A 23,075-nucleotide genomic window follows, 5' to 3' on the forward strand; every position below is an offset into this window, starting at 1 on the left:
CTGTTAGCGCAGTTCTGTGGGGCGGGCCTGCGAAGGCCCGCCCGAAATCGAAAGGAAGGAAAGTCTGAAAAACGGTCACCGGGATCACATGTGGAACCGGACGCCCGCCATGGCGGTAAGGTCGTTGTAGCCCTTGCCGAGGTTGGCCCCGACGCTGAACTGGAGGTCGACCTTGCGCATCTGCAGGGTCGATCGCATGTCGATCCGCCCGCTGTCGCCCACCGCCTGCGCACCCGTGGTGGTGAAGCGATAGTCGCTCGCCCCGGCGAAGGCCGCGGTGACCGAACGGTCGGTGTCGAAGTCATGCACCCAGGCCGCGCGCAGCGTCGTGACGAGGGCCTTGCCCTGCGGCAGTTCGATCCGGCCCGCGACATTCGTACCCAGCAGGGCGCGGGTGCGCGTCCAGTCCTTGCCGAAGAAGGCGAGGCCGAGCGCCGCGTCTTCCTGGCCTTCCGCCTGGTTCTCGACATAGCTCGGCAGCGAGAGCCGGGTGACTTCCACGGCCCCGAAGGGCTGGAACACCAGGTTTCCGGTGCCGAACTGGCGCGCCACCTGTGCCCGGCCGGACCAGGCATGCATGGTGAAGTCGCCATGCGCCTGCACGTTGCCGCTGGCATGGAGCCACATGTCACGCAGGGTCACCGTATCGGCCGCGCTGTAGAGCAGGTCCGCGCTGAGCGTCCAGGCGCCCGGATGGAAGCCCGCATAGGCGCCGAAGGTATAGACCTTCGCCTTGCCCGAGGTGCTCACATCGGGGACCGAGAAGCTCTGCGGATCGAAGCCGAACGTGGCGCCGACCACGCTGCGCGCGTCGGGCCGGTAATCCCAGCCGCCCTGCACGACATAGCCGCTGGTGCGCGTATCGTGCGCCCCGTCGGTGCCGTCCAGGCGCTGGCGCCCGCCCTGCACCGCCATCCACAAGTTGCCGAGCGGCTCCTTGCGCCATGCCGGGGCGAAAGTGCCGACCCGGCTGACGATCTGGCCGTCGATCACGTCATGACTGCTGCCGATCGCGGCAAGCGCCGCGCTCTGCGCCGCCACCACGCCCTCGCCGGTCAGGCTGTCGTAGACGGTGCCCAGCGCCGAGACTGTCGGGATCGAGATGATCGCCGCAGCAGTGGGCGCGAAGGAGTCGGTGGGGGTTTCCTGGATGCGGTCGAGCAGATTGCCGATCATGGCCTGACGCTGGGTCAGCCCGGTCGGTGCATAGTCGATCACATAGCGGATAACCTGGCGGTTGGCCGAGGAATAGTCGAGCCCGAAGGTCGCCACCGCCGAAGTGGGGGCAACCAGCGTGACCAGATCCCGGCCGGTGATTCCGCCGTCCGCTTCCAGGATGACCACGTCGTTCGTCCCCGCGCGGGCATAGCCCAGGTTGAGGAGATTGGTGGTGACCCGGCCGTTCAGCGCGGCAGCGCCCGAGACGACCACCTTGTCCGCCGTGTTGGTCTTCAGGTCGAGATCAAGGTTGTACTCGCTCTGCGCCGTCAGGGTCAGGCCGCCGCTCACCGCGAGCTGCGACACCACGCCGCCGCCACCCGGATTGAGGATACCCGCGTTGACGAAAGTACCCGCGCCCACGTTGACCAGCGAACCGGCCAGGAAGATGCCGCCATCGACGTTGGTAAAGCTGCCCACGCCTGCGCCGAGGTCGATCGAACCGACGATCGTACCGGCGTTGACGATCGTGTTGTCGCCGCCTTCCGCGTAGATCACCAGGCCTTCCTGCCCGTCCATGGTCTGGAGCGTACCGGCATTGGTCACGGTATTGTCCGCACCGCCCAGCAGCGAGACGGCATGACCGCCCAGACCGCCGACGACATCGACCTTGCCGATGTCCAGCGCGATCGCGCCGCCGCCGAGGCCGCCGGTGCTCTGCGCGACCAGCGCGCTCGAACCCGCGCCGGTGGTGACGACGTCGGCATTGACGGTGAGGTTCACCGCATTGCCCGCGCCGGAACCGCCCAGCACGCTCGCCTGCGCGCCGACTGCACCGCCGCCGCCGCCGACCGACTGGACGACCACGCCGTTGGCATTGGCGCCGCTGGTGCGGATCGCCGCGCCGACCGTGACGTCCACCGTCCCGGCATCGGCCGATCCGGTGGGCGCCGCGCGCATCATGCGGGCCATGCGGAGGCCGCTCGTCGCACCGGCATTCACCACGTCGAGCGTCTGGACCGTGCCGTCCGCGCCGACCACGCTGGCTGCGCCACCGCCGCCGCCGATGGACTGCACCAGGAGTGCCGTAGATCCTGCGCCGGTGGTGGTGATCGTCTGGTTGATCGCCACCGAAACGTCGCCGCCGCTGCCGGTCGCGCCGTTCGATGCGCCCAGCGTCAGCGTGCCATCCGCATCCGCACCCACGGCGCTTACGTAACCGCCGCCGCCGCCGATGCTCTGCACGACGACACCCGCCGCACCTGCGCCGGTGGTCTGGACACGACCATCGAGGGTGAAGTCGATAGTGCCGCCCGAACCGCTGGCCGCGCCGCCGAGATCGACGTTCGTGACCGTGCCGGTGCCGCCGGTATTGTCGAGGGTGGCCAGACCGCCGCCGCCGCCGATCGACTGCACGAGCACCGCATTAGCGCCGGTGCCGCTGGTGACGACATCCGCCTTCTGGTCGAGCACGATATTGCCGCCATCACCGCCCGCGCCGCCGGTCGCCCCGGCTGCAAGGGTGATGTCGCCCAGCGCACCGCCTTCCATCGAGGTCAGGCTGGCGACACCGCCGCCGCCGCCAATCGACTGGACGACGAGGGCCGAGGCGAGATTGCCCGAAGTGCCGATGGCGCCCGTGGAGCTGGTGAAGGTGATGTCCCCACCGTTGCCCGCCGTCGTCTGCGCGCCGCCGACAGTGAGCGAAGCCCCCGCCAGCGAACCGTCGGCAAGGCCAAGCGCCATCGTGCCCACGCCGCCGCCGCCGCCCACCGACTGGGCGAGCAGGCCAAGAGCCCCGTCGCCTTCGGTGACGATCGTTGCGCTGTTGGCGATGGTCACCGCCGCGCCGGAACCGGCCGAGTCTCCGCTGCCGCCGACATTGGCGGCCCAGATGCCGTCGCCGCTGCCCAGCACCACGTCGCCGGTGACACCCTCGGTGCCGCCGCCGCCGCCGATGGACTGCGCCGCAAAGCCGATGGCGCCCGCACCCTTGGTATAGACCTCGTTGGCGTTGGTCACATCGATGACATTGCCGTCACCCGCGACGCCACCGGTGCTGCCCAGTTGCAGGGTCAGGCCATTGGAACCCACTTCCAGCGGATCGGGCACGGAGAGCGCGACGTTGCCGCCGCCCGCACCGATGGCCTGGGCCAGAAGGCCGTAGGAAAGCGCGCCCGCCGTCTGGAGCACACCGCCCGAAAGGTTGACGACGACCTTGCCCTGCTTGCCGCTGATCCCTTCGCCCTGTGCGCCCAGCGTCAGGTTCACGCCGTCGAAAGCGCCTGCCTGCGCGGCGATGGCATAGGCCGACTGGCCGCCGCCGCCCGCGATGGACTGCGCGAGTACCGCGATGGAATCGTCCTTGAGGGTGACGATGCTGCCGGTGGAGGTGACGGTCACGTCGCCGCCGTCGCCGCCCGCACCGCCAGTGCCGCCCACTTGCGTGTTCAGCGAACCGCCGGTGACCGCCAGCGAGCCGGTGAAGCCGCCCGCACCGCCGCCGCCGCCGATCGACTGCGCCAGGATGCCGACCGAGGCCGCGCCTTCCACAAAGATCGTGCCGGTGTTGGTGACAGTGATGTCGCCGCCATTGCCGCCCGCGCCGCCGCTGCCGCCGAGTGCGGACGTCATTCCGCCAAGCCCGGTGCTGAGCGTGCCGGAAACGACCATTCCCGCCGTACCGCCGCCGCCGCCGATGGACTGCGCGAAGACGCCGTAGGACAGATCGCCCTTGGCATCGATCACGCCGCTGTTGCTGACCGTGATCGTGCCGCCATCGCCGCCGGCCCCGCCCGAGCCGCCAAGGCTCGTCGTGGTGGAGCTGCCGGTGCTGAGCGAGCCGGAGATGGACATGCCGCCAAGGCCGCCGCCGCCGCCAACCGACTGTGCGAAGACGCCGATCGAGTTGGCTTCCAGCGTCTGGATCACACCGCTGTTGGTCACCGCGATGTCGCCGCCATTGCCACCGCCGGCACCCCCGCCGCCGATGGACTGGCTGATCGCGCCGCCCGCGCCGACGGAGAGCCCGCCTGCAAAGCCGCCCGAACCGCCGCCACCGCCTACCGACTGGCCGAAGACCGCGACCGAGCCCGCGCCCTGCGCCAGCACGTTGCCGGCATTGGTCAGCGTGATCGCGCCGCCATTGCCGCCACCGCCGCCGGAACCTGCGCCCAGCGCCGAATTGACCGCACCGCCGGTCGCGATCGTGCCGTCGACCGCGAAGCCGCCGGAACCGCCGCCGCCGCCGATGGACTGCGCGAAGACGCCGTAAGACAGATCGCCATCGACCACCACGGTCGCACCCGCGGCATTGGTGACGCTGATCGCGCCGCCGTCACCGCCGGCTCCGCCCGAACCGCCAAGCGTGTTGGACAGGCTGGAAACCGCACCGTTTGCCGCCAGCGAGAAGCCGCCAAGGCCGCCGCCGCCGCCGACGGACTGCGCGAAGACGCCTGCCGCATTGGCTCCGGCCGCATGGATCTGGCCGCTGTTGCTGACGGTAATATCGCCGCCCTGGCTGGCGTCGCCGCCGGCCCCGCCGATGGTCGACCCGAAGGCACTGTCGCCCGATCCGGTGAGTCCGCCCGCAAAGCCGCCGGCACCGCCGCCGCCACCGATGGACTGGGCGAAGACCGCAACGGCCCCGGCGCCCAGCGTTTCGATAGTGCCGCTGTTGCTCAGCGTGATCGCGCCGCCAAGGCCGCCGCCACCGCCGGCACCGCCGCCGATGGTCGACTGCGCATCGCCGGTAAGCGCCACGGTCGCGCCGGCCGCGAAGCCGCCGTTACCGCCGCCGCCGCCGATCGACTGCGCCTGGATACCATAAGCGAAGGCGCCTTCGGTGTAGACCGCGCCGCTGGTGTCCACGGTGATGTCACCGCCGATTCCGCCCGCGCCGCCGCTGCCGCCGATCGTGTCGGACACGGCATCCATCTGCGAGCCCGCGCCACCGACGGCAAAGCCGCCGACACCGCCGCCACCGCCGACCGACTGGGCAAGGATCGCCACCGCCTGATCGCCGGCCGTCGCCACGAGGCCGCTGTTGCCGACGGTGATATTGCCGCCCGCGCCGCCGTCGCCGCCGGCTCCTCCGACCGACGAACTGGCCGAAGCGCCCTCCGCCGAGAGGCCGCCGCCTGCCGCGAAGGCACCGGCACCACCGCCACCGCCGACCGACTGCGCGAAGATCGCGATCGAGGCGTCGCCCAGCGTGACGACTTGCCCCGCATTGTCGATGGCGATCGTGCCGCCAAGGCCGCCTGCCCCGCCGATGCCGCCGCCAACGCCGTTCTCCACGTCATCGCCGAGCGCCAGCGCGCCGCCAGCCGCGAAGCCGCCCGCACCACCGCCGCCGCCGACCGACTGCGCGAAGACGCCGTAGGAGATCGCGCCATCGGTCTCGATCTTGCCGCCGGCCGCGTTGCTGACGGTGATGTCACCGCCGTCACCCGCCGTGCCGCCGTCTCCGCCGACCGCCTGCGAAACCGCGCCGGCCTTGGACGCCGCGCCGCCGGTCGAGAAGCCGGCGACACCGCCGCCGCCGCCCACCGACTGGGCGAAGAGTGCCGTGGCATTGCTGCCCAGCGTCAGGATCGAACCGCCGTTCTCCAGCGTGATCGTGCCGCCCGAACCGCCTGCGCCGCCCGAACCGCCAACGGTGTTGGAAGTCGCGCCGCCTTCGGCCGAAAGACCGCCGCCGGCTGCGAAGCCGCCCGCACCGCCGCCACCGCCGATGGACTGCGCGAAGACCGCAATCGCGCCCTCGCCCGCCGTCTGGATCGCGCCGAGGCTGCTCAGCGTCACATTGCCGCCGATACCGCCGCCGCTGCCCGAACCGCCGCCGACGCTGGTGTCCACGTCGCCTTCAAGGCTGAGCGTGCCGCCGGCCGCGAATGCGCCCGAACCGCCGCCACCGCCGACCGACTGCGCGAAGACCGCGTAGGAGAAGTCACCCAGTGTGGTGATCGAACCGCCCGCGCCGTTGCCGATGGAGACTTCGCCGCCGTCACCGCCGGCTCCGCCGCTGCCGCCCACCGCGTTCGAGGCGCTATCCGCCTTCGAGGCGCTGGCGCCGACCGAGAAGCCGCCGGCACCGCCGCCGCCGCCCACGGACTGGGCATAGACGGCCGTGGCATTGGCGCCTTCGGTGCGGATCGAACCGGTGTTGACCAGCGAAACCACGCCGCCGGCACCACCCGCACCGCCGACGCCGCCAACCGAGTTGGACGCCGCGCCGCCCTCGATCGTGAGGCCGCCGCCCGCCGCGAAGCCACCGGCGCCGCCGCCGCCGCCAACCGACTGCGCGAAGACCGCGATGGAGCCGTCTCCTGCCGTGCCGATCTTGCCGGCATTGCTCAGCGAAACCACGCCGCCGATGCCGCCGCCGGCACCGTCGCCCGCGCCGACCGACGAATTCGCATCGCCCTCAAGGCTCAGCGCCGCGCCGGCCGAGAAGCCGCCCTGACCGCCGCCGCCGCCGACCGATTGTGCAAAGACCGCATAGGACAGCGTGCCCAGCGTGATAACGGCGCCGTTCGCGCCATTGGCCACGGCGACTTCGCCGCCGTCACCGCCCGCGCCGCCGCTGCCGCCGACCACGGTCGAGGCGCTGTCCGCCTTCGATGCGGAGGCACCCACGGCAAAGCCGCCCTTGCCGCCACCGCCGCCGACCGACTGCGCGAAGATCGCAGTCGCATTGGCGCCTTCGGTCTGAACCAGGCCGTCAGTCGTGATCGCAACCACGCCGCCGGCACCGCCCGCGCCGCCCGAACCGCCGACGCTGTCCGAAGCCGAGCCGCCTTGCGCGGTCAGGCCCGCGCCCACCGCGAAGCCGCCGGCACCGCCGCCGCCGCCCACGGACTGGGCGAAGACCGCCACAGAGCCCGCGCCCTTGGTCGCGATCGTGCCGGTGTTGTCGAGGCTGACGAGGCCGCCTGCGCCGCCGCCGCCACCACTGCCGCCGCCCACGCCGGACTCGGCATCGCCTTCCAGGCTGAGGCCCGCGCCGGCCGCAAAGCCGCCCGAACCGCCGCCGCCGCCGACCGACTGCGCATAGACCGCGTAGGACAAATCACCGTCAGTCGTGATCGTGCCGCCATTGTTGGCAATCGTGACGTCGCCGCCCGCGCCTGCCGCGCCGCCGCTGCCGCCGACAAGGTTGGAGGCCGCATCGGCGCTGGCCGCTGCCGCACCGGCGGAGAACCCGCCTGCGCCGCCGCCGCCGCCCACCGACTGGGCCAGGATCGCGGTCGCATTGGCACCCAGCGTCTGGATCGTGCCGCTGCTGGTGACAGAAACGAGGCCGCCGTCGCCGCCGCCCGCGCCTTGTCCGCCCACGGCATTGCTGGCCGCGCCGGCCTTGACGCTGAGGCCGCCCGAAACGGCAAAGCCGCCCGAACCGCCGCCACCGCCGATGGACTGCGCCAGCACCGCCAGCGAGCCATCGCCGCGCGTGCCGATATCGCCCGCGTTGTCGATGGACACCACGCCGGCCGAACCGCCCGCGCCGCCCGATCCTGCGCCCACGGTGGAGCTGGCATCGCCTTCGAGCGCGAGACCCGCGCCGACCGAGAAGCCGCCCGAGCCGCCGCCGCCGCCGATCGATTGCGCCTGCACCGCGATGGACATCGCGCCTTCGGTGACGATCGTGGCGTTGACGCTGTTGACCAGCGTAACGTCGCCCGCCGAACCCGCCGTGCCGCCGTCTCCGCCGATGGCGCTGTTCGCCGCGCCGCCCTTGGCCAGCGCGCCGCTGACCGCGAAGGCGCCGTTGCCGCCGCCGCCGCCGATCGACTGCATCAGCACCGCCGTCGCGTTGGCGCCCTGCGTCAGGATCGTACCGTCGTTGTAGAGCGAGACCGTGCCCGCCGAACCGCCAGTGCCCGCGCCGCCGCCGATTGCATTGGAAAGCGTGCTGTCGCTGCCGCCGGCAAGGCCCGCGCCCACCGCGAAGCCGCCGCTGCCACCGCCGCCGCCGATCGACTGCGCGAAGACCGCCACGGCACCGTCGCCGCTGGTCTGGATCAGGCTGTAGTTGTTGACGCCGACATTGCCGCCGTCACCCGCCGCACCGCCGGCGCCGCCGCCGACCGAGGAGGTTGCCCCTTCGGACAGCGAAAGCGCGCCGCCCGTGGCGAAACCGCCCGAACCGCCGCCGCCGCCGATCGACTGGGCCAGAATGGCGTAGCCGAAATTGCCGGTGGTCACGACCGTGCCGGTCGAGCCATTGGCCACTTCCACCGTGCCGCCGTCACCACCCGCGCCGCCGCTGCCGCCCACCGCGTCGCTGGCCGATGCCGCCTTCGAGGCGGACGCGCCCAGCGAGAAGCCGGCCGAACCGCCGCCGCCGCCGATCGACTGCGCAACGATCGCCATGGAGCGGTCGCCCAGCACCTGGATATTGCCGGTGGTCACCACCTTCACGCCGGCCGCATCGCCGCCGACGCCGCCCGAACCGCCAAGGCTGTTGGCCACGGATTCCGAGGTGGAGGAGATCGAGAGCGAACCGGAGAAGCCGCCCACGCCGCCGCCGCCGCCGATCGACTGCGCCACGACGCCGTTCGATGCCGCGCCGAAGGTGTAGATGTCGCCGGTGTTCTGCACGGTGACCGTGCCCGCGTTCTGGCCCGAACCACCCGCGCCGCCCGTGGCGCTGGAGGCCGCCTTTTCGCCCAGCGCCAAGGTGCCGGCCACGGCAAAGCCGCCCGAACCGCCGCCGCCGCCGATCGACTGCGCCAATACGCCGTCCGACAGGGCGCCGTGCGTCTGGATCAGCGCGCTGGTGGAAACGAGGACATTGCCGCCCACGCCGCCGTCGCCGCCCGAACCGCCGGTGACGGCGCTGGCGCCCTCACCATCCGATGCCGCCGCCAGGCCGAGCGAGAAGCCGCCCACGCCGCCGCCGCCGCCGATCGACTGCGCGACCACCGCCGCCGAGCCGTTGCCCAGCGTGCCAAGCGCGCCGCTGAGCGTCAGGTCCACATTGCCCGCGTCGGAGCCGATGCCGCCCGCGCCGCCGACCGAGCTGACCGCCGCGCCGCCGCCCAGCGCTGCCGCCAGACTGCCCGAGAAGCCGCCCGCGCCGCCGCCGCCGCCGATCGACTGGGCCAGCACCGCATTGGTGGCATCGCCCGAAGTCAGGATCTGGCCGGCCGAAACGACCGTGACATTGCCCGCCGCATTGCCCGCGCCGCCCGCGCCGCCAACGCTGTCGGACGCGCCCGAACCCTTGGTGGCAATCGCGCCGGAGACCGAGAAGCCGCCGGTGCCGCCACCGCCGCCGATCGATTGCGCCACGATGCCGCGGCTGTGATCGCCATCCACCTTGATGTTGCCGATCGAGGTCACGCTCACGTCATCGGCCGAACCGGACGATCCGCCCGCGCCGCCGGTGGAGCTGGAAACCGCATCCGCGCCCGAAAGCGCCAGGCCCGCGGAGACCGAGAAGCCGCCGTTACCGCCGCCGCCGCCAATGGACTGCGCGACGATGCCGGTGGAATTGGCGCCGTGGGTGAAGATGTCGCCGGTATTGGCCACGTCCACGGTGCCGGCATTGCCGGCCGATCCACCCGCGCCGCCGCCGATGGTGGAGTTTGCCTCACCCTCAACGCTCAGCGCGCCGCCGACCGAGAAGCCGCCCGAACCGCCGCCGCCGCCGATCGATTGCGCCAGGATCGCGCCCGATTGCGCGCCGAACGTCTCAATCCCGCCGGTGTGGGTGACCGAAACGTCGCCCGCATCGCCTGCCGAGCCGCCGTCGCCGCCGGTCGACTCCGCCGTCGCGCCGCCGCTGCTGGACAGCGCCGCGCCCACGGCGAAGCCGCCCGCGCCGCCGCCGCCGCCGATCGACTGCGCCAGCAGCGCCACCGATGCCGCGCCCTTGGTGACGACATTGCCGTCCACCGCAACGCTGACGTCGCCCGAATTGCCCGAGGAGCCACCGGCGCCGCCACCGGTCGCCGATTCCGCGTCGCCTTCGATCGAGGCTCCGGCGCCGACGGCAAAGCCGCCCGAACCGCCGCCGCCGCCGATCGACTGCGCGACGACGCCGCGCGCCTGCGCACCGTCGGTCTGGATATCGCCATCGACCGACACGCTGACCGAGCCGGCATCGCCCGACGAGCCGCCCGCGCCGCCGGTCGAATCCGAAGCCGCACCGCCCGAGGAAGAGAGCGCTGCGGAGACCGAGAAGCCGCCGACGCCGCCACCGCCGCCGATGGACTGAGCCAGCACGCCATTGGCCGCCGCGCCCGAGGTGATCACCGTGCCGGTCTGGTCCACCGTAACGTCCGAAGCCGAACCGGCCGCGCCGCCCGCGCCGCCGCCGACGCTGGACTTCGCATCCGAATCCATCGAGGCGCCAAGGCCCACGGCAAAGCCGCCGACACCGCCGCCACCGCCGACCGACTGGGCGAAGATGCCATTGGCCGATGCACCCGTGGTCTGGATATCGCCGTCATGGCTGACGGAAACCGTGCCCGCGCTGCCGCCCGCGCCGGCCGAACCGCCGACGCTGGTGCTGGTCGCCCCGCCTTCGAGGCTGAAGCCCGCGCCGACCGAGAAGCCGCCCGAACCGCCGCCGCCGCCCACGGACTGGGCGAAGATGCCGTTCGAATTGGTGCCGCTGGTGACGATCGTGCCCACATCGGACACGAACACGTCCGCGCCGTCGCCGGCCGTGCCGCCTTCGCCGCCGCCAACGCTCGATTCCGCATCGCCCTTCATGGATGCGCCAAGGCCCACGGCGAAGCCGCCGTTGCCGCCGCCGCCGCCCACCGATTGGGCCAGGATGCCGTTCGAATTGGCGCCGCTGGTGCCGATGTCGCCCGTGCGGTCCACCGTGACGGTACCGGCATTGCCGCCGCCGCCGCCAGAGCCGCCGACGCTGTCGCTCGTCGCTGCGCCGTCGAGGCTGAGGCCCGCGCCGACCGAGAAGCCGCCGTTGCCGCCGCCGCCGCCGACAGACTGCGCGAAGACGCCGTTGGCCTGATCGCCCAGCGTGACGATCGTGCCGGTTCCGGTCACGGTCACATCGCCGGCGTCCGAACCGGTGCCCGCGCCGCCGCCGCCGACCTTGGAATCCGCGTCGCCCTTGATCGAAACGCCAAGGCCCACGGCGAAGCCGCCGTTACCGCCGCCGCCGCCGATGGACTGGGCCAGGATGCCGTTGGATCCGGTGCCCTTGGTCTGGATGTCGCTATCGGCATGAACGCTGACGTTGCCCGCCGTCGCGCCGCCCGCACCGGCGCCGCCGACGCTGGTGGAAGACGAGCCGCCCTCGCTGGAAAAGCCCGCGCCGACCGAGAAGCCGCCATTGCCGCCGCCGCCGCCGACCGACTGGGCGAAGATGCCGGCTGCCGCCGCGCCTTCGGTCCAGATCGTGCCTTCGGTGGTGACCGAAACGTCGCCCGCGGTGCCGCCCAGCGAGCCATCGCCGCCGCCCACGTTCGATTCCGCATCGCCCTTCAGCGATACGTCGAGGCCCACGGCAAAGCCGCCCGAGCCGCCGCCGCCGCCCACCGACTGCGCGAAGACGCCGTTGGAGCCGTCACCCTTGGTGGTGATGCCTTCGCGCGCCACGACCGTGACGTTACCGGCGTTGCCGCCCGAACCGCCACCGCCGCCAACGCTGTCGCTGGTGGAATCGCCTTCCGCGCTGAAGCCTGCGCTGACCGAGAAGCCGCCGGTGCCGCCGCCGCCGCCGACCGACTGCGCCAGCACGCCGTTGGACGCGGCGCCTTCGGTGTAGATCGCGCCGGTGGTGTCTACGCTGACATCATCCGAATTGCCCGCCGCGCCGCCTTCGCCGCCGCCGACGCTCGATTCCGCATCGCCCTTGATCGAAACGCCGGCGCCGACCGAGAAGCCGCCGTTACCGCCGCCGCCGCCGACAGACTGCGCGAACACGCCGTTGGCGATATTGCCGGTGGTCTGGATCTTGCCGACGTTGACGACATCGACGGTGGACGCATTGCCGCCGGCGCCGCCGCTGCCGCCCACCTGGTTGGAGGACGCATCGCCCTCGCCCGAGAATGCGCCGCCGACCGAGAAGCCGCCAGAACCGCCGCCGCCGCCGATCGACTGCGCGAGGATACCGTTGGAACCCGTTCCCGATGTGACGACCGAATAGTCCGCGATGCCCGCATTGGCACCCGCCGTGGCCGAAACGCTGACCGTGCCCGCGTCATTGCCGGTGCCGCCGTTGCCGCCGACGCTCTGCGTATCGGAATCACCCTGGGCGGAGAGGCTTGCCGAGATCGAGAAGCCGCCGTTACCGCCGCCACCGCCGACCGACTGCGCGAAAATGCCGTTGGCGATTTCGCCGGTGGTCTGCACGGTGCCGAGGCTGGTCACGTCGACATTGCCCGCAAGGCCGCCGCTGCCGCCGGTGCCGCCGCTGCTGTTGCCGATCGACTGGCCCTTAACCGTGGCCGACGCGGTCAGGCTGAAACCGCCGTTACCGCCGCCGCCGCCGATGGACTGGGCCTGGATGCCCGCTGCCAGATTGCCGGACGTGGTGATATTGCCGGTGGAGCCGAGCGTGACGTTGCCCGCCGTATTGCCGGTGCCGCCCGAACCGCCGATGCCCACGGCCACGGCATTGCCTTGCGAAAGCGAAAGCGCTCCGGCGAAACCGCCGTTGCCGCCACCGCCGCCCACCGACTGCGCGAAGAGGCCGACCGAGCTGGCGCCGCTCGTCGAAATGTCGCCGGTGCTGATCAGCGAGACGTCACCCGCCTCACCGCCCGAACCGCCCGAGCCGCCGATCGCGACAGAGGCCGAAACGCCGTTACTGCTGGCCGTCAGCGTGCCGGAAACGGCAAAGCCGCCATTGCCGCCGCCGCCGCCGATCGACTGGGCGAGAATGCCGTCCGCCTGGTCGCCCAGCGTAGTGATATTGCCTGCGGAGACGACCGAAACCGCCTTGCCCGCACCGCCCGAGCCGCCCGAGCCGCCGAGAGCCAGCGCCGCCGAGGCATATTGCGCGCCCGCGACGGCGACCGAGAAGCCGCCGTTACCGCCGCCGCCGCCCACCGACTGTGCGAAGATACCGTTGGAGAGCGTGCCTTCGGTGTAGATGTCGCCGGTGTTGGCCAGCGTCACCGTGCCCGCATCGTTGCCGGTGCCGCCGGTGCCGCCGAACGAGAGCGCCGCCGCGCCGTACTGTGCGCCAGCGACGCTGGCGGAGAAACCGCCGTTGCCGCCGCCGCCACCGATGGACTGCGCCACAAGGCCGCTCGACTGGTCGCCCGTGGTCGCGATCTGGCCGGTGGAAATGAGCGTGACGTCACCCGCCGTGCCGCCCGCGCCGCCGCTGCCGCCGAAGCCGATGGCGACCGCGCCGTACTGGCCGCCTGCCGCGCTGACGCTCCAGCCGCCGTTACCGCCGCCGCCGCCGATCGACTGGACCTGTGCGCCCGCGCTGAAGTCGCCCTTGGTGACGATGTCGCCGGTGTTGGTCAGGTCGGCGTCGCCTGCCGCACCGCCGGTGCCGCCCTTGCCGCCGAAGCCGATGGCCGCTGCGCCGTACTGCGCGCCCGCCGCGCTGACCGAGAAGCCGCCGTTGCCGCCGCCACCGCCGACCGACTGCGCGAAGAGGCCCTGCGAATAGTTGCCCTCGGTCCAGATATCGCCGGTCGAGATGAGCGTGACGTCACCCGCCGCGCCGCCCGTGCCGCCGCTGCCGCCGAAGGAGAGCGAAACGGCGCCGAACTGGGCGCCCGATGCAGAGATCGCGAAGCCGCCGTTACCGCCGCCGCCGCCGATCGACTGCGCGCGTACGCCTGCGGAAAAATCTCCCGAAGTGGTCAGGTCGCCATCGGAGATCGCCGTAACGTCTCCCGAGGCGCCGCCCCTGCCGCCCGTGCCGCCCATGGCGAGGCTCACTGCGCCAAACTGACCGCCGGCCGCCGAAACCGCGAAACCGCCGTTGCCACCGCCGCCGCCCAGCGACTGGGCGAAGATGGCGTCGGCATTGTTGCCGAGCGTCTGGATATCGCCGGTGCTCTGGAGCGTGACGTCGCCTGAGGCGCCGCCGTCACCACCCGTGCCGCCGAACGAGGCGGAAATGCCGCCGCCCTGGCCGCCCGACGCGGCGATGGCGCCGCCGCCATTGCCGCCGCCGCCGCCCACCGACTGCGCGAAGAGGCCCTGCGAACTGTCGCCCTCGGTCAGGATCATGCCGGTGCTGACCAGCGTGACATTGCCCGAAGTGCCGCCATTGCCTGCGCCGCCGCCGAAAGCCAGCGAGGCGCCCCCGGCCCAGCCGCCGCTGGCCGAGATCGCCAGACCGCCGTTGCCGCCGCCGCCGCCGACAGACTGCGCCAGGATGCCCGCCGAAGCCGCGCCCTGCGTCCAGATCCCGCCGTCGGAATCGACCGAGACGTCGTCACCATCGCCGCCGTTGGCGCCCGCCCCGCCCATCGAAAGGCCCGCCGCGCCGATGCCGCCGCCCGATACGGCGGCAGAGAAGCCGCCGTTACCGCCGCCGCCGCCCACCGACTGCGCCAGGATGCCGTTGGACAAGTCCCCGATCGTGGTGACCGTGCCCGTGCTGGCCACCGTGACCTTGCCGCCGTTGCCGCCGTTCGCGCCGCTGCCGCCGAATGCCGCCGACATGGCGCCGACGCCGCCCGCCGAACCGGAAACCGCGAAGCCCCCGTTGCCGCCGCCCCCGCCCACCGACTGCGCGAAGACACCGTTGGAGCTGGCCCCCTCGGTCGAGAGATCGCCGGTGGTGGAAACGAACACGTCGTCACCCGCGCCGCCGTTACCGCCGCCGCCGCCGAACGTCAGGCTGACCGCACCTGCTGCACCGCCCGCCAGGCCGACCGCGAAGCCGCCGTTGCCGCCGCCGCCGCCCACGCTCTCCGCGAAGATCGCATCCGACTGGGTACCCTTGGTGGCGATCCTGCCGACCGAGACGACCCGGACAGTCGAAGCGTCCGAACCGGCACCGCCCACGCCGCCGAACGTCGAGGTGATCGCGCCGACGCCCAGCGCCGCGCTGGCCGCGAAACCGCCGTTGCCACCGCCGCCGCCGACCGACTGCGCAAAGATGCCACGCGACTGGTCGCCTTCGGTGGTGATCGCCGTGGCGCTCTCCACATCGACAAGCCCGCCGACGCCGCCGACGCCGCCCGCACCGCCGTAGCTCATCGTCAGCGAGCCACCGAGCGAGGCACCCGCCGCAACCGAGAAGCCGCCGTTGCCGCCGCCGCCACCGACCGAGCTGGCGAAGATGCCGTCGGAAAGCTGGCCCCTGGTGGCGATCGTGCCCTGCAGGCCGACGCGCACGTCACCGCCCGAACCGCCCGAGCCGCCCGAGCCGCCGAAGGCGATCGAGGCCGTCGCGCCGAGGCCTGCCGAGGCGGACAGCGCAAAACCGCCGTTGCCGCCGCCGCCGCCCACGGACTGGGCGAAGAGGCCGCTCGAACGGTCTCCGTAAGTCTCGATATAGGCCGCGCCCATGCTGGAGCTGGCGGTCGTGCAGGCCGAGTTGGTGTTGACGCAGATGTCGCCGCCCGCACCGCCGCCGCCGCCCGCGCCGCCGAAGGCCGCACTGACGAAAAGCCCGGCGGAAACCGCCGAGCCGCCGTTGCCACCGCCGCCGCCGATCGACTGCACGAAGATCGCCGTGGCATCCTCGCCCGAAGTCGAGACGAGGCCGGTCTGGTTGAGGACGACTTTGCCGCCCTGGCCGCCGTTGCCACCGTCGCCGCCGATCGCCAGCACGCCCGTGCTGGAACCGCCGTTGCCGCCGCCGCCGCCGATCGACTGGGCGATGATGCCCAGGGCCTTGTCGCCCTGGGTCGTGATCATGCCGCTGTTGGTCACCGTGACCACGCCGCCGTTGCCGCCGCCGCCGCCCGAGCCGCCGATCGAGATCAGGCCCGTGGAACTGCCGCCGTCACCGCCGCCACCGCCCACAGACTGCGCCTGGATACCGATGGCGCGCAGGCCCGTGGTAAGGATCGAGCCGCCGTTGGTAACCGTGACGTTGCCGCCCGGGCTGGTGCCCGAGCCGCTGCCGCCGATCGCGGCAAGGCCGGTCGAATTGCCGCCCGCGCCGCCGCCGCCGCCCACGGACTGCGCGAAGATGCCGCGTGCATAGTCGCCCGTGGTCTTGAGAGCACCCTGGTTGTCGACGATCACGGTGCCGCCAAGACCGCCGCTGGCGCCCTTGCCGCCAAGGCCGACAAGGCCGACCGAACCGGAACCCGAACCGCCGCCGCCGCCGACGGACTGCGCGAAGATCGCATCGGCCCATGCCCCGGACGTCGTGATCGAACCGGCCGAAGTCTGGGTGATCTCCACCAGGCCGCCGTTGCCGCCGCCCGCGCCCGATCCGCCCAGCGCCACCAGGCCGCCCGTGCCCGCGGCCGAACCGCCGCCGCCGCCGATCGACTGGGCGAAGATGCCCTTGCCCGAGTCTCCGGTGGTCACCATCGTCGCGCCGGAGGAAACGTAGACAGAACCGCCATTGCCGCCGCCCGCGCCGGTTCCGCCCAGCGAGGCAAGGCCGCCGCTGACGCCCGCATTGCCGCCGCCGCCGCCGATGGACTGCGCCATCACGCCGTAGGAACCGGTGCCCGCCGTCGAAACGAAGGCGCCGTTGGCTATGGCGATGCTGGCCGTTCCCGCGTCGCTGCCCTGGCTGCCGGAGCTGCCCAGCGCGACCGCGCCGATCGTGGTGCCGCCGTTACCGCCGCCGCCGCCCACCGACTGGGCGAAGAAGGCATGCGCATAGTCGCCGGTGGTCTTGGTGGAGGAATCCGAACCCGCCGTGATCGTGGCATTGCCGCCGGGGCCGCCCGCGCCGCCCGAGCTGGAATCGGCAAAGACGCCGCCGCTGGTGCCGCCGCTGCCGCCCGAGCCGCCGACCGACTGCGCCAGCACGCCATGCGCACCTTCGCCCGAAGTCTGGACGACGCCGTTCTGGTTGACGACGACATTGCCGCCCTTGCCGCCGAAGCTGCCGCCGCCGCTGGACGCGACAAGCCCGAAGCTGTCCCCGCCGCTGCCCGCCGTGCCGCCAAGGCTCTGCGCCAGGATGCCGATCGCGCCCGCGCCGCTGGTGGCCACGGTTCCCCGGTTCGTGGCCGAAGCATTGCCGCCCACGCCCGGCGAACCGCCGCCCGAACCGCCGCCGGAGAGCCAGCCGTCACCGCCCGCGCCGCCCTTGCCCGCGGAACTGCTGACGAGGATGCCATAGGCGCCGGAGCCGGTGGTCACCACGTCCGCCGTGCTGACCAGGCTGACGTCCCCGCCCACCCCAGCCGTACCGCCGGTGCCGCCGTCCGACCCGAGATAGCCGTTGCCGCCTTTGCCGCCGTTGCCGCCGATGCTCTGGACGATGACGGCGGCAAGGCCGCCCGATTGCGAGGTGATCGAGCCGGAGATCGAATCGGTGATGTTCGGACCGTTAGCACCGGAACCGCCGTCACCGGCGGAAATGAACAGCGCGCCGATATGCCCGTTGCCGCCGCTACGACCGCGCTGGACGTTGCGATAGACATGGTCGCCCGGATCGGACGGCAGGGCGATATCGTCAGCCCCGCTGGCATTGGTGGCAGGCGCGATCGAGATCACGACATCGTTCGTGCTGACGGTGTTGTCGGCCGAGCTTTGCAGCGAAACCGACGTGACCGGCCCGCCGACTTCGGCCGTGACGGCAGTAACCGTGTAAGTCGTGCCCGAAACCTCGAAAGTCTGGCCGACCTGGGTGGCAAGCAGGATCACATTGTCGCTGGCCGTCTTCACCTGCATCGGCGGCATCTGCTCGGTGACGACTTCCATCTCGCCGGTCAGCGGATTCTTGATCTGCGATCCGACGGGCGGCATCACGATCGGATCGGGGGTGATCGCCGGAGTAGGTGTCGGAGTAGGCGTGGGCGAGGGGGTAGGCGCGGATTGCGCCCAGGCCTGAACCGGAACGGCGCCGCCGGAAACGAGCATCGCCGCCAGAGTGGCGGCGGATGCGCTTGTGCGCCAGGAGCGGCGCGATGCACGCGCCCCCGCCTTGTTCGCGTTCACCTTGCTCGCATTGGAACGGCCGGCGAAAGGTTCGGAATTGTTCAAGGTAAGCCCCCGCTTGCCTGATCAGGAACGGCCTGATCGGCACGTCTCCCGGCCCGCCCCCCGGAGCGGGATTTCCCTGCCTTACGCCACCACCGGCACAGCAGGAATCCGGGACAACACATAGAAAATGACGAAAGAATTTCCCGCTTATCAGCGCTTTGGGAAATGCCGCCGGTTTGGCTCAGGCGCCGCGACGCGCCAGAACCGCCCATCCCCCACCGCGCATGCGGTACGGGCCGGACGGTTCTCTATCCTGTGAGGATCAGGTCGCGCGGGCGACCGCGGCCAGAGCGTCCCACTTCGCCTGCGAGGCGATCTGCGCGTGGATCGCGGGCAGCGCCCCGAGATCGCGCAGGCGCAGGAACTGCTCTGCCGAAAGCGCCTCGAAACGGGCGCGATCGACCGTGCGGTATTCCACCAGCAGGCTCGGCTCGGCGGCCTGCGGCGCGGTGTAGTGAACCTGCTTCAGCTCGAACAGGTCGAGCTCTTCGAGCAGCGCCACCAGCGCACGGGTACGGGCCTGCGCCGCTTCGTAGTTCTCGCAAAAGCGAAGGGCCTGAAGCGTCAGTTCGGTCGGCTCGCCGCCTTCGAACAGGGCGATCGCGCCTTCGGCTTCGACCTCGGCGACCCGGCCCGAGGCATGGTCGAGGCAGAGGATCAGGCGTTCGCTGCCCTCGTCACGCGCGAAGACGAAAGGATAACGGCGCAGATAGGCCGGGATATAGGCGCCGGTCTGGTACTGCCCTGCGGAGACGAACAGGTTGCGCTCGGCCTCGAGACCGGTGACGACGTAAGGCTGGCGGTCCTCTCCGAAGAACAGGATCGGATAGTCGAGCGCGGCGCGTTCGAACTCGTCGACCGTCAGCTGGATCATCGGCGCCCCGGCCGCGAAGGCGAAATCGGTCGGCGCGACGACCACTGCCGCTTGCGCGTGGGTGGCGCTGTGGACCGGGCGCGGGTCGCGATAGAGCGGCAGACTGCCGTTGACCTGCGGGCCGGTTACTTGCGTGTTGCCGGTTGGCGAACCGCCCGCGGCTGCCACTGCGGCGCCCGTGCCCTTGCGGTTCTTCTGCTTCGATTCCGTCATGTGCCCCACCAAAAAATCAAACCCCAATGATCGACATTGTAGGACGATTTGCGTCCCAAGCGGTTCGGATCGCACCCCAAATTGCTAATCCGCCGTAAATCAATGCCTTACAGACCTTGCGCGCCACACAAAGGTAAACAGGCGTGCAAGGATGTAATGGAGCAGGCCTATCTACTTCTCCGCAATCCGTTGCAATACGGACATTTACGTAGCGCTGAAATTTCAACAATTTAAGCGATCGTTAACCAATTTCAGGAGGTCGCGGAAACGCGGCCGTCGGCGGCTGCGAGCGCACCCGATCAGGCGGCTATCGGCAGGTCGGCTCCGCTGGAAAAGCGATTGCGGTATTCGCCGGGGGACAGGCCCATGACGCGGTTGAACACGCGCCGGAACGCGGTCGCATCCTCGTAGCCCACCGTCCAGGCGATCTGGTCTACCGAGCGGCGGGTGAATTCCAGCAGTTCGCGCGCCTTGCCGACGCGCAAGTGCTGGAGGTATTCGACCGGCCGCATCCCGGTGGCGGTCTTGAAACGGCGCAGGAAAGTGCGCTCCTCCAGCGCGGCCCGCCCTGCCATCTCGGAAACGCTGACCCCGCGCCCGGCGCCCTGCTGCAACCAGTGCTGGACCCTCAGGATCGGCTCGTCACCGTGGGTCAGGCGGGGGGCGAAGCTGCTGTAGTGGCGCTGCTCGCGGCCGGAAGGGTCGATCAGCAGGAACTTGCCCGTCTCGATCATGACCGAAGGGCCGAGCAGCCGGTCGACGATCCGCATGCCCAGGTCCGTCCAGGCCATCAGCCCGCCCGCCGTGATGATGTCTCCGTCCTCGATCACCATCCTTTCCGGCTCCACCCGCACGTCCGGGAAACGGGCGCGGAAACGGTCGGCGAAAAGCCAGTGCGTGGTGGCGGGGCGGCCCGAAAGCAGACCCGTCGCCGCCAGAATGAAGGCGCCTCCGCAAGAGGACGCCAGTGTCGCGCCCTGGCCGTGCCGATCGCGCAGCCAGCGGGCATAAGGTGCGGCTTCCTCGGCATCGGCGGGGCCGGAAAGGCGGCCCGGCACGATCAGGATCGCCGGGTTTCCCGCTTCTTCCGGGTGACTGTCCGAAACGCGCGAGAAGTCTCCCGCGCCGTCCATCGACCAGTGGCTGACCCTGATCTGCGATCCGCCCCGCGCTGCCGAGAAATGGGATGCTATGGCGAACAGGTCGGTGATCCCGTGGACCATGGCAGCCTGACAGTTCGCATAGAGAACCAGCCCGATCTCTGCCTTGATACGCGGCGCGGTGGACATGCCGGAAGCCCCTTTGTCAGTTTTGGCCTGTCTTATGTCGGAACCGCCGATCCTGCCGCTCCGCCGATCAGTCTATCCCTCTTCTCACAGGGCGCAACGGCCCATCCAGAAAGGACAGACATCATGGCTAACGGTACTTTCCTCATCACCGGCGCTTCGGACGGCATCGGCGCGGTCTATGCCGACCGTCTCGCCCGGCGCGGCCACGACCTCATCCTCGTCGCCCGCCGCGCCGATCGGCTGGAAGCACTGTCGGCAAGACTGGAGGCCGAGACCGGCGTGACGGTCGAAACCCTGAGTGCCGACCTCGCTCGGCCCGAAGACCTCGCCCGCATCGAACGGCGCCTGCAAGAGGACGCTGCAATCACCGGCCTCGTCAACAATGCCGGGATCGCCGGGGAGACCACGTTCGTCGGCGCCGACCCGGCCTATCTCACCGGCATGATCGACCTCAACGTGCTGGCCGTGACCCGCCTTGCCGCCGCCATCGCCCCGCGCCTTGCCGAGGCCGGGAGCGGGACGATCGTCAACATGACTTCGGTGACGGCGCTCATGCCCGACGGGTTCACGGCGGTCTATCCTGCGACCAAGGCCTACGTCCTGGCCTTCACCGAGGCGCTGAACGTCGAGCTTGGCGCCAGGGGCGTGCGCGTGCAGGCCGTGCTGCCGGGCATCACCCGCACGCCGATCTGGACCGAGGAACAACTCGCCGGACTGCCCGCCGAAATGGTGATGGACGTGGAGGACATGGTCGATGCCGCACTTTCGGGCCTCGACCTCGGCGAGACGATCACCATTCCCGCCCTGCCCGACAATGCCGATCTCGACACCTACCTGAAGGCGCGAGGCGCGCTTCGCCCCAACTTGTCCCGCAATCGCCCGGCGCCTCGCTACGCGGTGTAAAACCGGCCCCTCAAGAGGAGAATTCCGATGAGCAAGACCATCGTTCTCATCCACGGCGCCTGGCTCAATGCGCGCAGCTGGGAGCATGTGAAGGCCCGCTACGAAGCGCGCGGCCATAATGTGATCGCACCGGACTGGCCGCTTGACGAGGGCGATCCCGCCGCCCTGCGCGCCCGGCCGCATCCAGAGCTTGGCGCCCTGGGCCAGCGCCGGATCGTCGATCACTATGCCGCGATCGTCCGCGCCCTGCCCGAAGCGCCGATCCTGATCGGCCATTCGCTGGGCGGCGTCTTCGTCCAGCACCTGCTCGACCGCGGACTGGGCGCGGCCGGTGTCGCGATCGATCCCGCACCGACGCCGGGCGTGCCGATCTTCCCTCATGCGCTGATCTCGGCGCTGCCGGTCTTCCTCGATCCGTTCAGCCGGGGGAAGGCCAAGCAGATGTCGCGCCGCTTCTTCGCCCGGCGTTTCGCACAGACGCTGTCCCCCGCCGAGGCGGAGACCGCCTACGACCGCTACGTCGTGCCGACGCCGGGGCGGGTCTACTGGGACGGCATCGTCAAGCCCATGAAGATCGATTGGGCCAACCCTGCGCGCCCGCCGCTCCTGCTGATCGGCGGCGGCCGGGACCTGATCGCGGATGCCGCGATGACGCGCGCGATCCACCGCAAGCAGCGCCGGGCGCCCGCCCGCACCGACTATCTCGAATTTCCCGACCGGTCGCACTGGACACTGCTGGAACCGGGCTGGGAGAAAGTCGCCGATGCCGCTATCGAATGGGCCGAAAGCCTCTGACGCGGCCGGTGATCGATCCGGCGGCGGGCGCCAATTGAAAGGATACCCATGTTGCTCGACGGTCCCCGCCTTGCCCCGCTGTCCGGCGCCGCACCCGATGCCCTCGTCATCCTGGTCCACGGCTACGGCTCCAACGGCGAGGATCTCATCTCGCTGGCGGCGATGATGCAGCCCGCCCTGCCGGGGGCTGCCTTCGTCGCGCCCGATGCTCCGTCGCAGATCCCGCAGATGGCCGCAGCGCACCAGTGGTGGCCCATCGAGACTTTCTCCATGGCCGAACGCGCCGCCGGAGCGGACGCCGCCACGCCGGTCCTCGATGCCTTCATCACCCACGAACTGGAACAGGCCGGGCTGGGCAACGACCGCCTGGTCCTGATCGGTTTCAGCCAGGGCACGATGATGGCCCTTCACGCGGGCCTTCGCCGGCCGCAAGCGGCAGCGGGCATCGTCGGCATTTCCGGCATGCTCGTCGCGCCCGAGCGCCTGGCCACGGACATCCGCAGCCGCCCCCCGGTCCTGCTGATCCACGGCACCGAGGACGAAGTCGTGCCGTTCCGCTCGATGGAGCTTGCCGAAACCGCCCTTGCCGCCGCCGGCGTTCCCGTAGAGACTCATGTCTCGCCCGGCACCGGTCATGGCGTAGCCCCGGACGGTCTCGCCGCCGCCGCTGCTTTCACCAAGCGCGTGCTGTCCTGATCGCCGTTCTCGCCTAACCACGAAGGCGAGGCGCTGTTGCAAAAGCATTTTCCCAACTTACTATG

At 71.1% G+C, this 23,075-nt stretch carries 6 protein-coding genes; 3 read left to right on the forward strand and 3 right to left on the reverse strand.

Annotation, left to right across the window (positions count from 1 at the left end; translation table 11 throughout):
* Nucleotides 1-84: 84 nt before the first annotated feature.
* The 3 genes from NTCA1_RS13540 to NTCA1_RS13550 form a co-directional block, all read right to left on the reverse strand.
* Nucleotides 85-18,240, reverse strand: coding sequence for an autotransporter outer membrane beta-barrel domain-containing protein (locus NTCA1_RS13540; protein ID WP_159830884.1), 18,156 nt, complete (start codon nucleotides 18,238-18,240; stop codon nucleotides 85-87).
* A 262-nt stretch (nucleotides 18,241-18,502) separates the two neighbouring features.
* Nucleotides 18,503-19,327 carry a SapC family protein gene (locus tag NTCA1_RS13545; protein WP_133084691.1) on the reverse strand — a complete coding sequence of 275 codons (825 nt, stop codon included), beginning with the start codon at nucleotides 19,325-19,327 and terminating at the stop codon, nucleotides 18,503-18,505.
* A gap of 299 nt (nucleotides 19,328-19,626) precedes the next feature.
* Nucleotides 19,627-20,616, reverse strand: a complete 990-nt coding sequence (locus tag NTCA1_RS13550; RefSeq protein WP_133084692.1) for a GlxA family transcriptional regulator — start codon at nucleotides 20,614-20,616, stop codon at nucleotides 19,627-19,629.
* A gap of 123 nt (nucleotides 20,617-20,739) precedes the next feature.
* Here NTCA1_RS13550 and NTCA1_RS13555 point away from each other — a divergent pair, with 123 nt between their 5' ends.
* Genes NTCA1_RS13555 through NTCA1_RS13565 form a run of 3 tightly spaced genes read left to right on the forward strand, consistent with a single transcriptional unit; the run spans nucleotide 20,740 to nucleotide 23,010 of the window.
* The gene (locus NTCA1_RS13555; RefSeq protein WP_133084693.1) at nucleotides 20,740-21,519 is read left to right on the forward strand and encodes an SDR family oxidoreductase; all 780 of its coding nucleotides are present in this window, start codon (nucleotides 20,740-20,742) and stop codon (nucleotides 21,517-21,519) included.
* A 27-nt stretch (nucleotides 21,520-21,546) separates the two neighbouring features.
* Nucleotides 21,547-22,314, forward strand: a complete 768-nt coding sequence (locus NTCA1_RS13560) for an alpha/beta hydrolase (RefSeq protein WP_133084694.1) — start codon at nucleotides 21,547-21,549, stop codon at nucleotides 22,312-22,314.
* Between the two features lie 48 nt (nucleotides 22,315-22,362).
* On the forward strand, nucleotides 22,363-23,010 hold the full coding sequence (locus NTCA1_RS13565; RefSeq protein ID WP_133084695.1) for an alpha/beta hydrolase: 648 nt from the start codon (nucleotides 22,363-22,365) through the stop codon (nucleotides 23,008-23,010).
* Nucleotides 23,011-23,075 lie beyond the last annotated feature (65 nt).

Origin of the sequence: Novosphingobium sp. TCA1 (assembly GCF_009811895.1) — a bacterium.
Taxonomy (GTDB): Bacteria; Pseudomonadota; Alphaproteobacteria; order Sphingomonadales; family Sphingomonadaceae; genus Novosphingobium; species Novosphingobium panipatense_A.

What these genes read in the sequence shown, in the direction of transcription:
- NTCA1_RS13565 (WP_133084695.1), top strand. Translation starts at nt 22,363, where the DNA reads ATGTTGCTCGACGGTCCCCGCCTTGCCCCGCTGTCCGGCGCCGCACCC.
- NTCA1_RS13545 (WP_133084691.1), bottom strand. Translation starts at nt 19,327, where the DNA reads ATGACGGAATCGAAGCAGAAGAACCGCAAGGGCACGGGCGCCGCAGTG.
- NTCA1_RS13555 (WP_133084693.1), top strand. Translation starts at nt 20,740, where the DNA reads ATGGCTAACGGTACTTTCCTCATCACCGGCGCTTCGGACGGCATCGGC.
- NTCA1_RS13560 (WP_133084694.1), top strand. Translation starts at nt 21,547, where the DNA reads ATGAGCAAGACCATCGTTCTCATCCACGGCGCCTGGCTCAATGCGCGC.
- NTCA1_RS13550 (WP_133084692.1), bottom strand. Translation starts at nt 20,616, where the DNA reads ATGTCCACCGCGCCGCGTATCAAGGCAGAGATCGGGCTGGTTCTCTAT.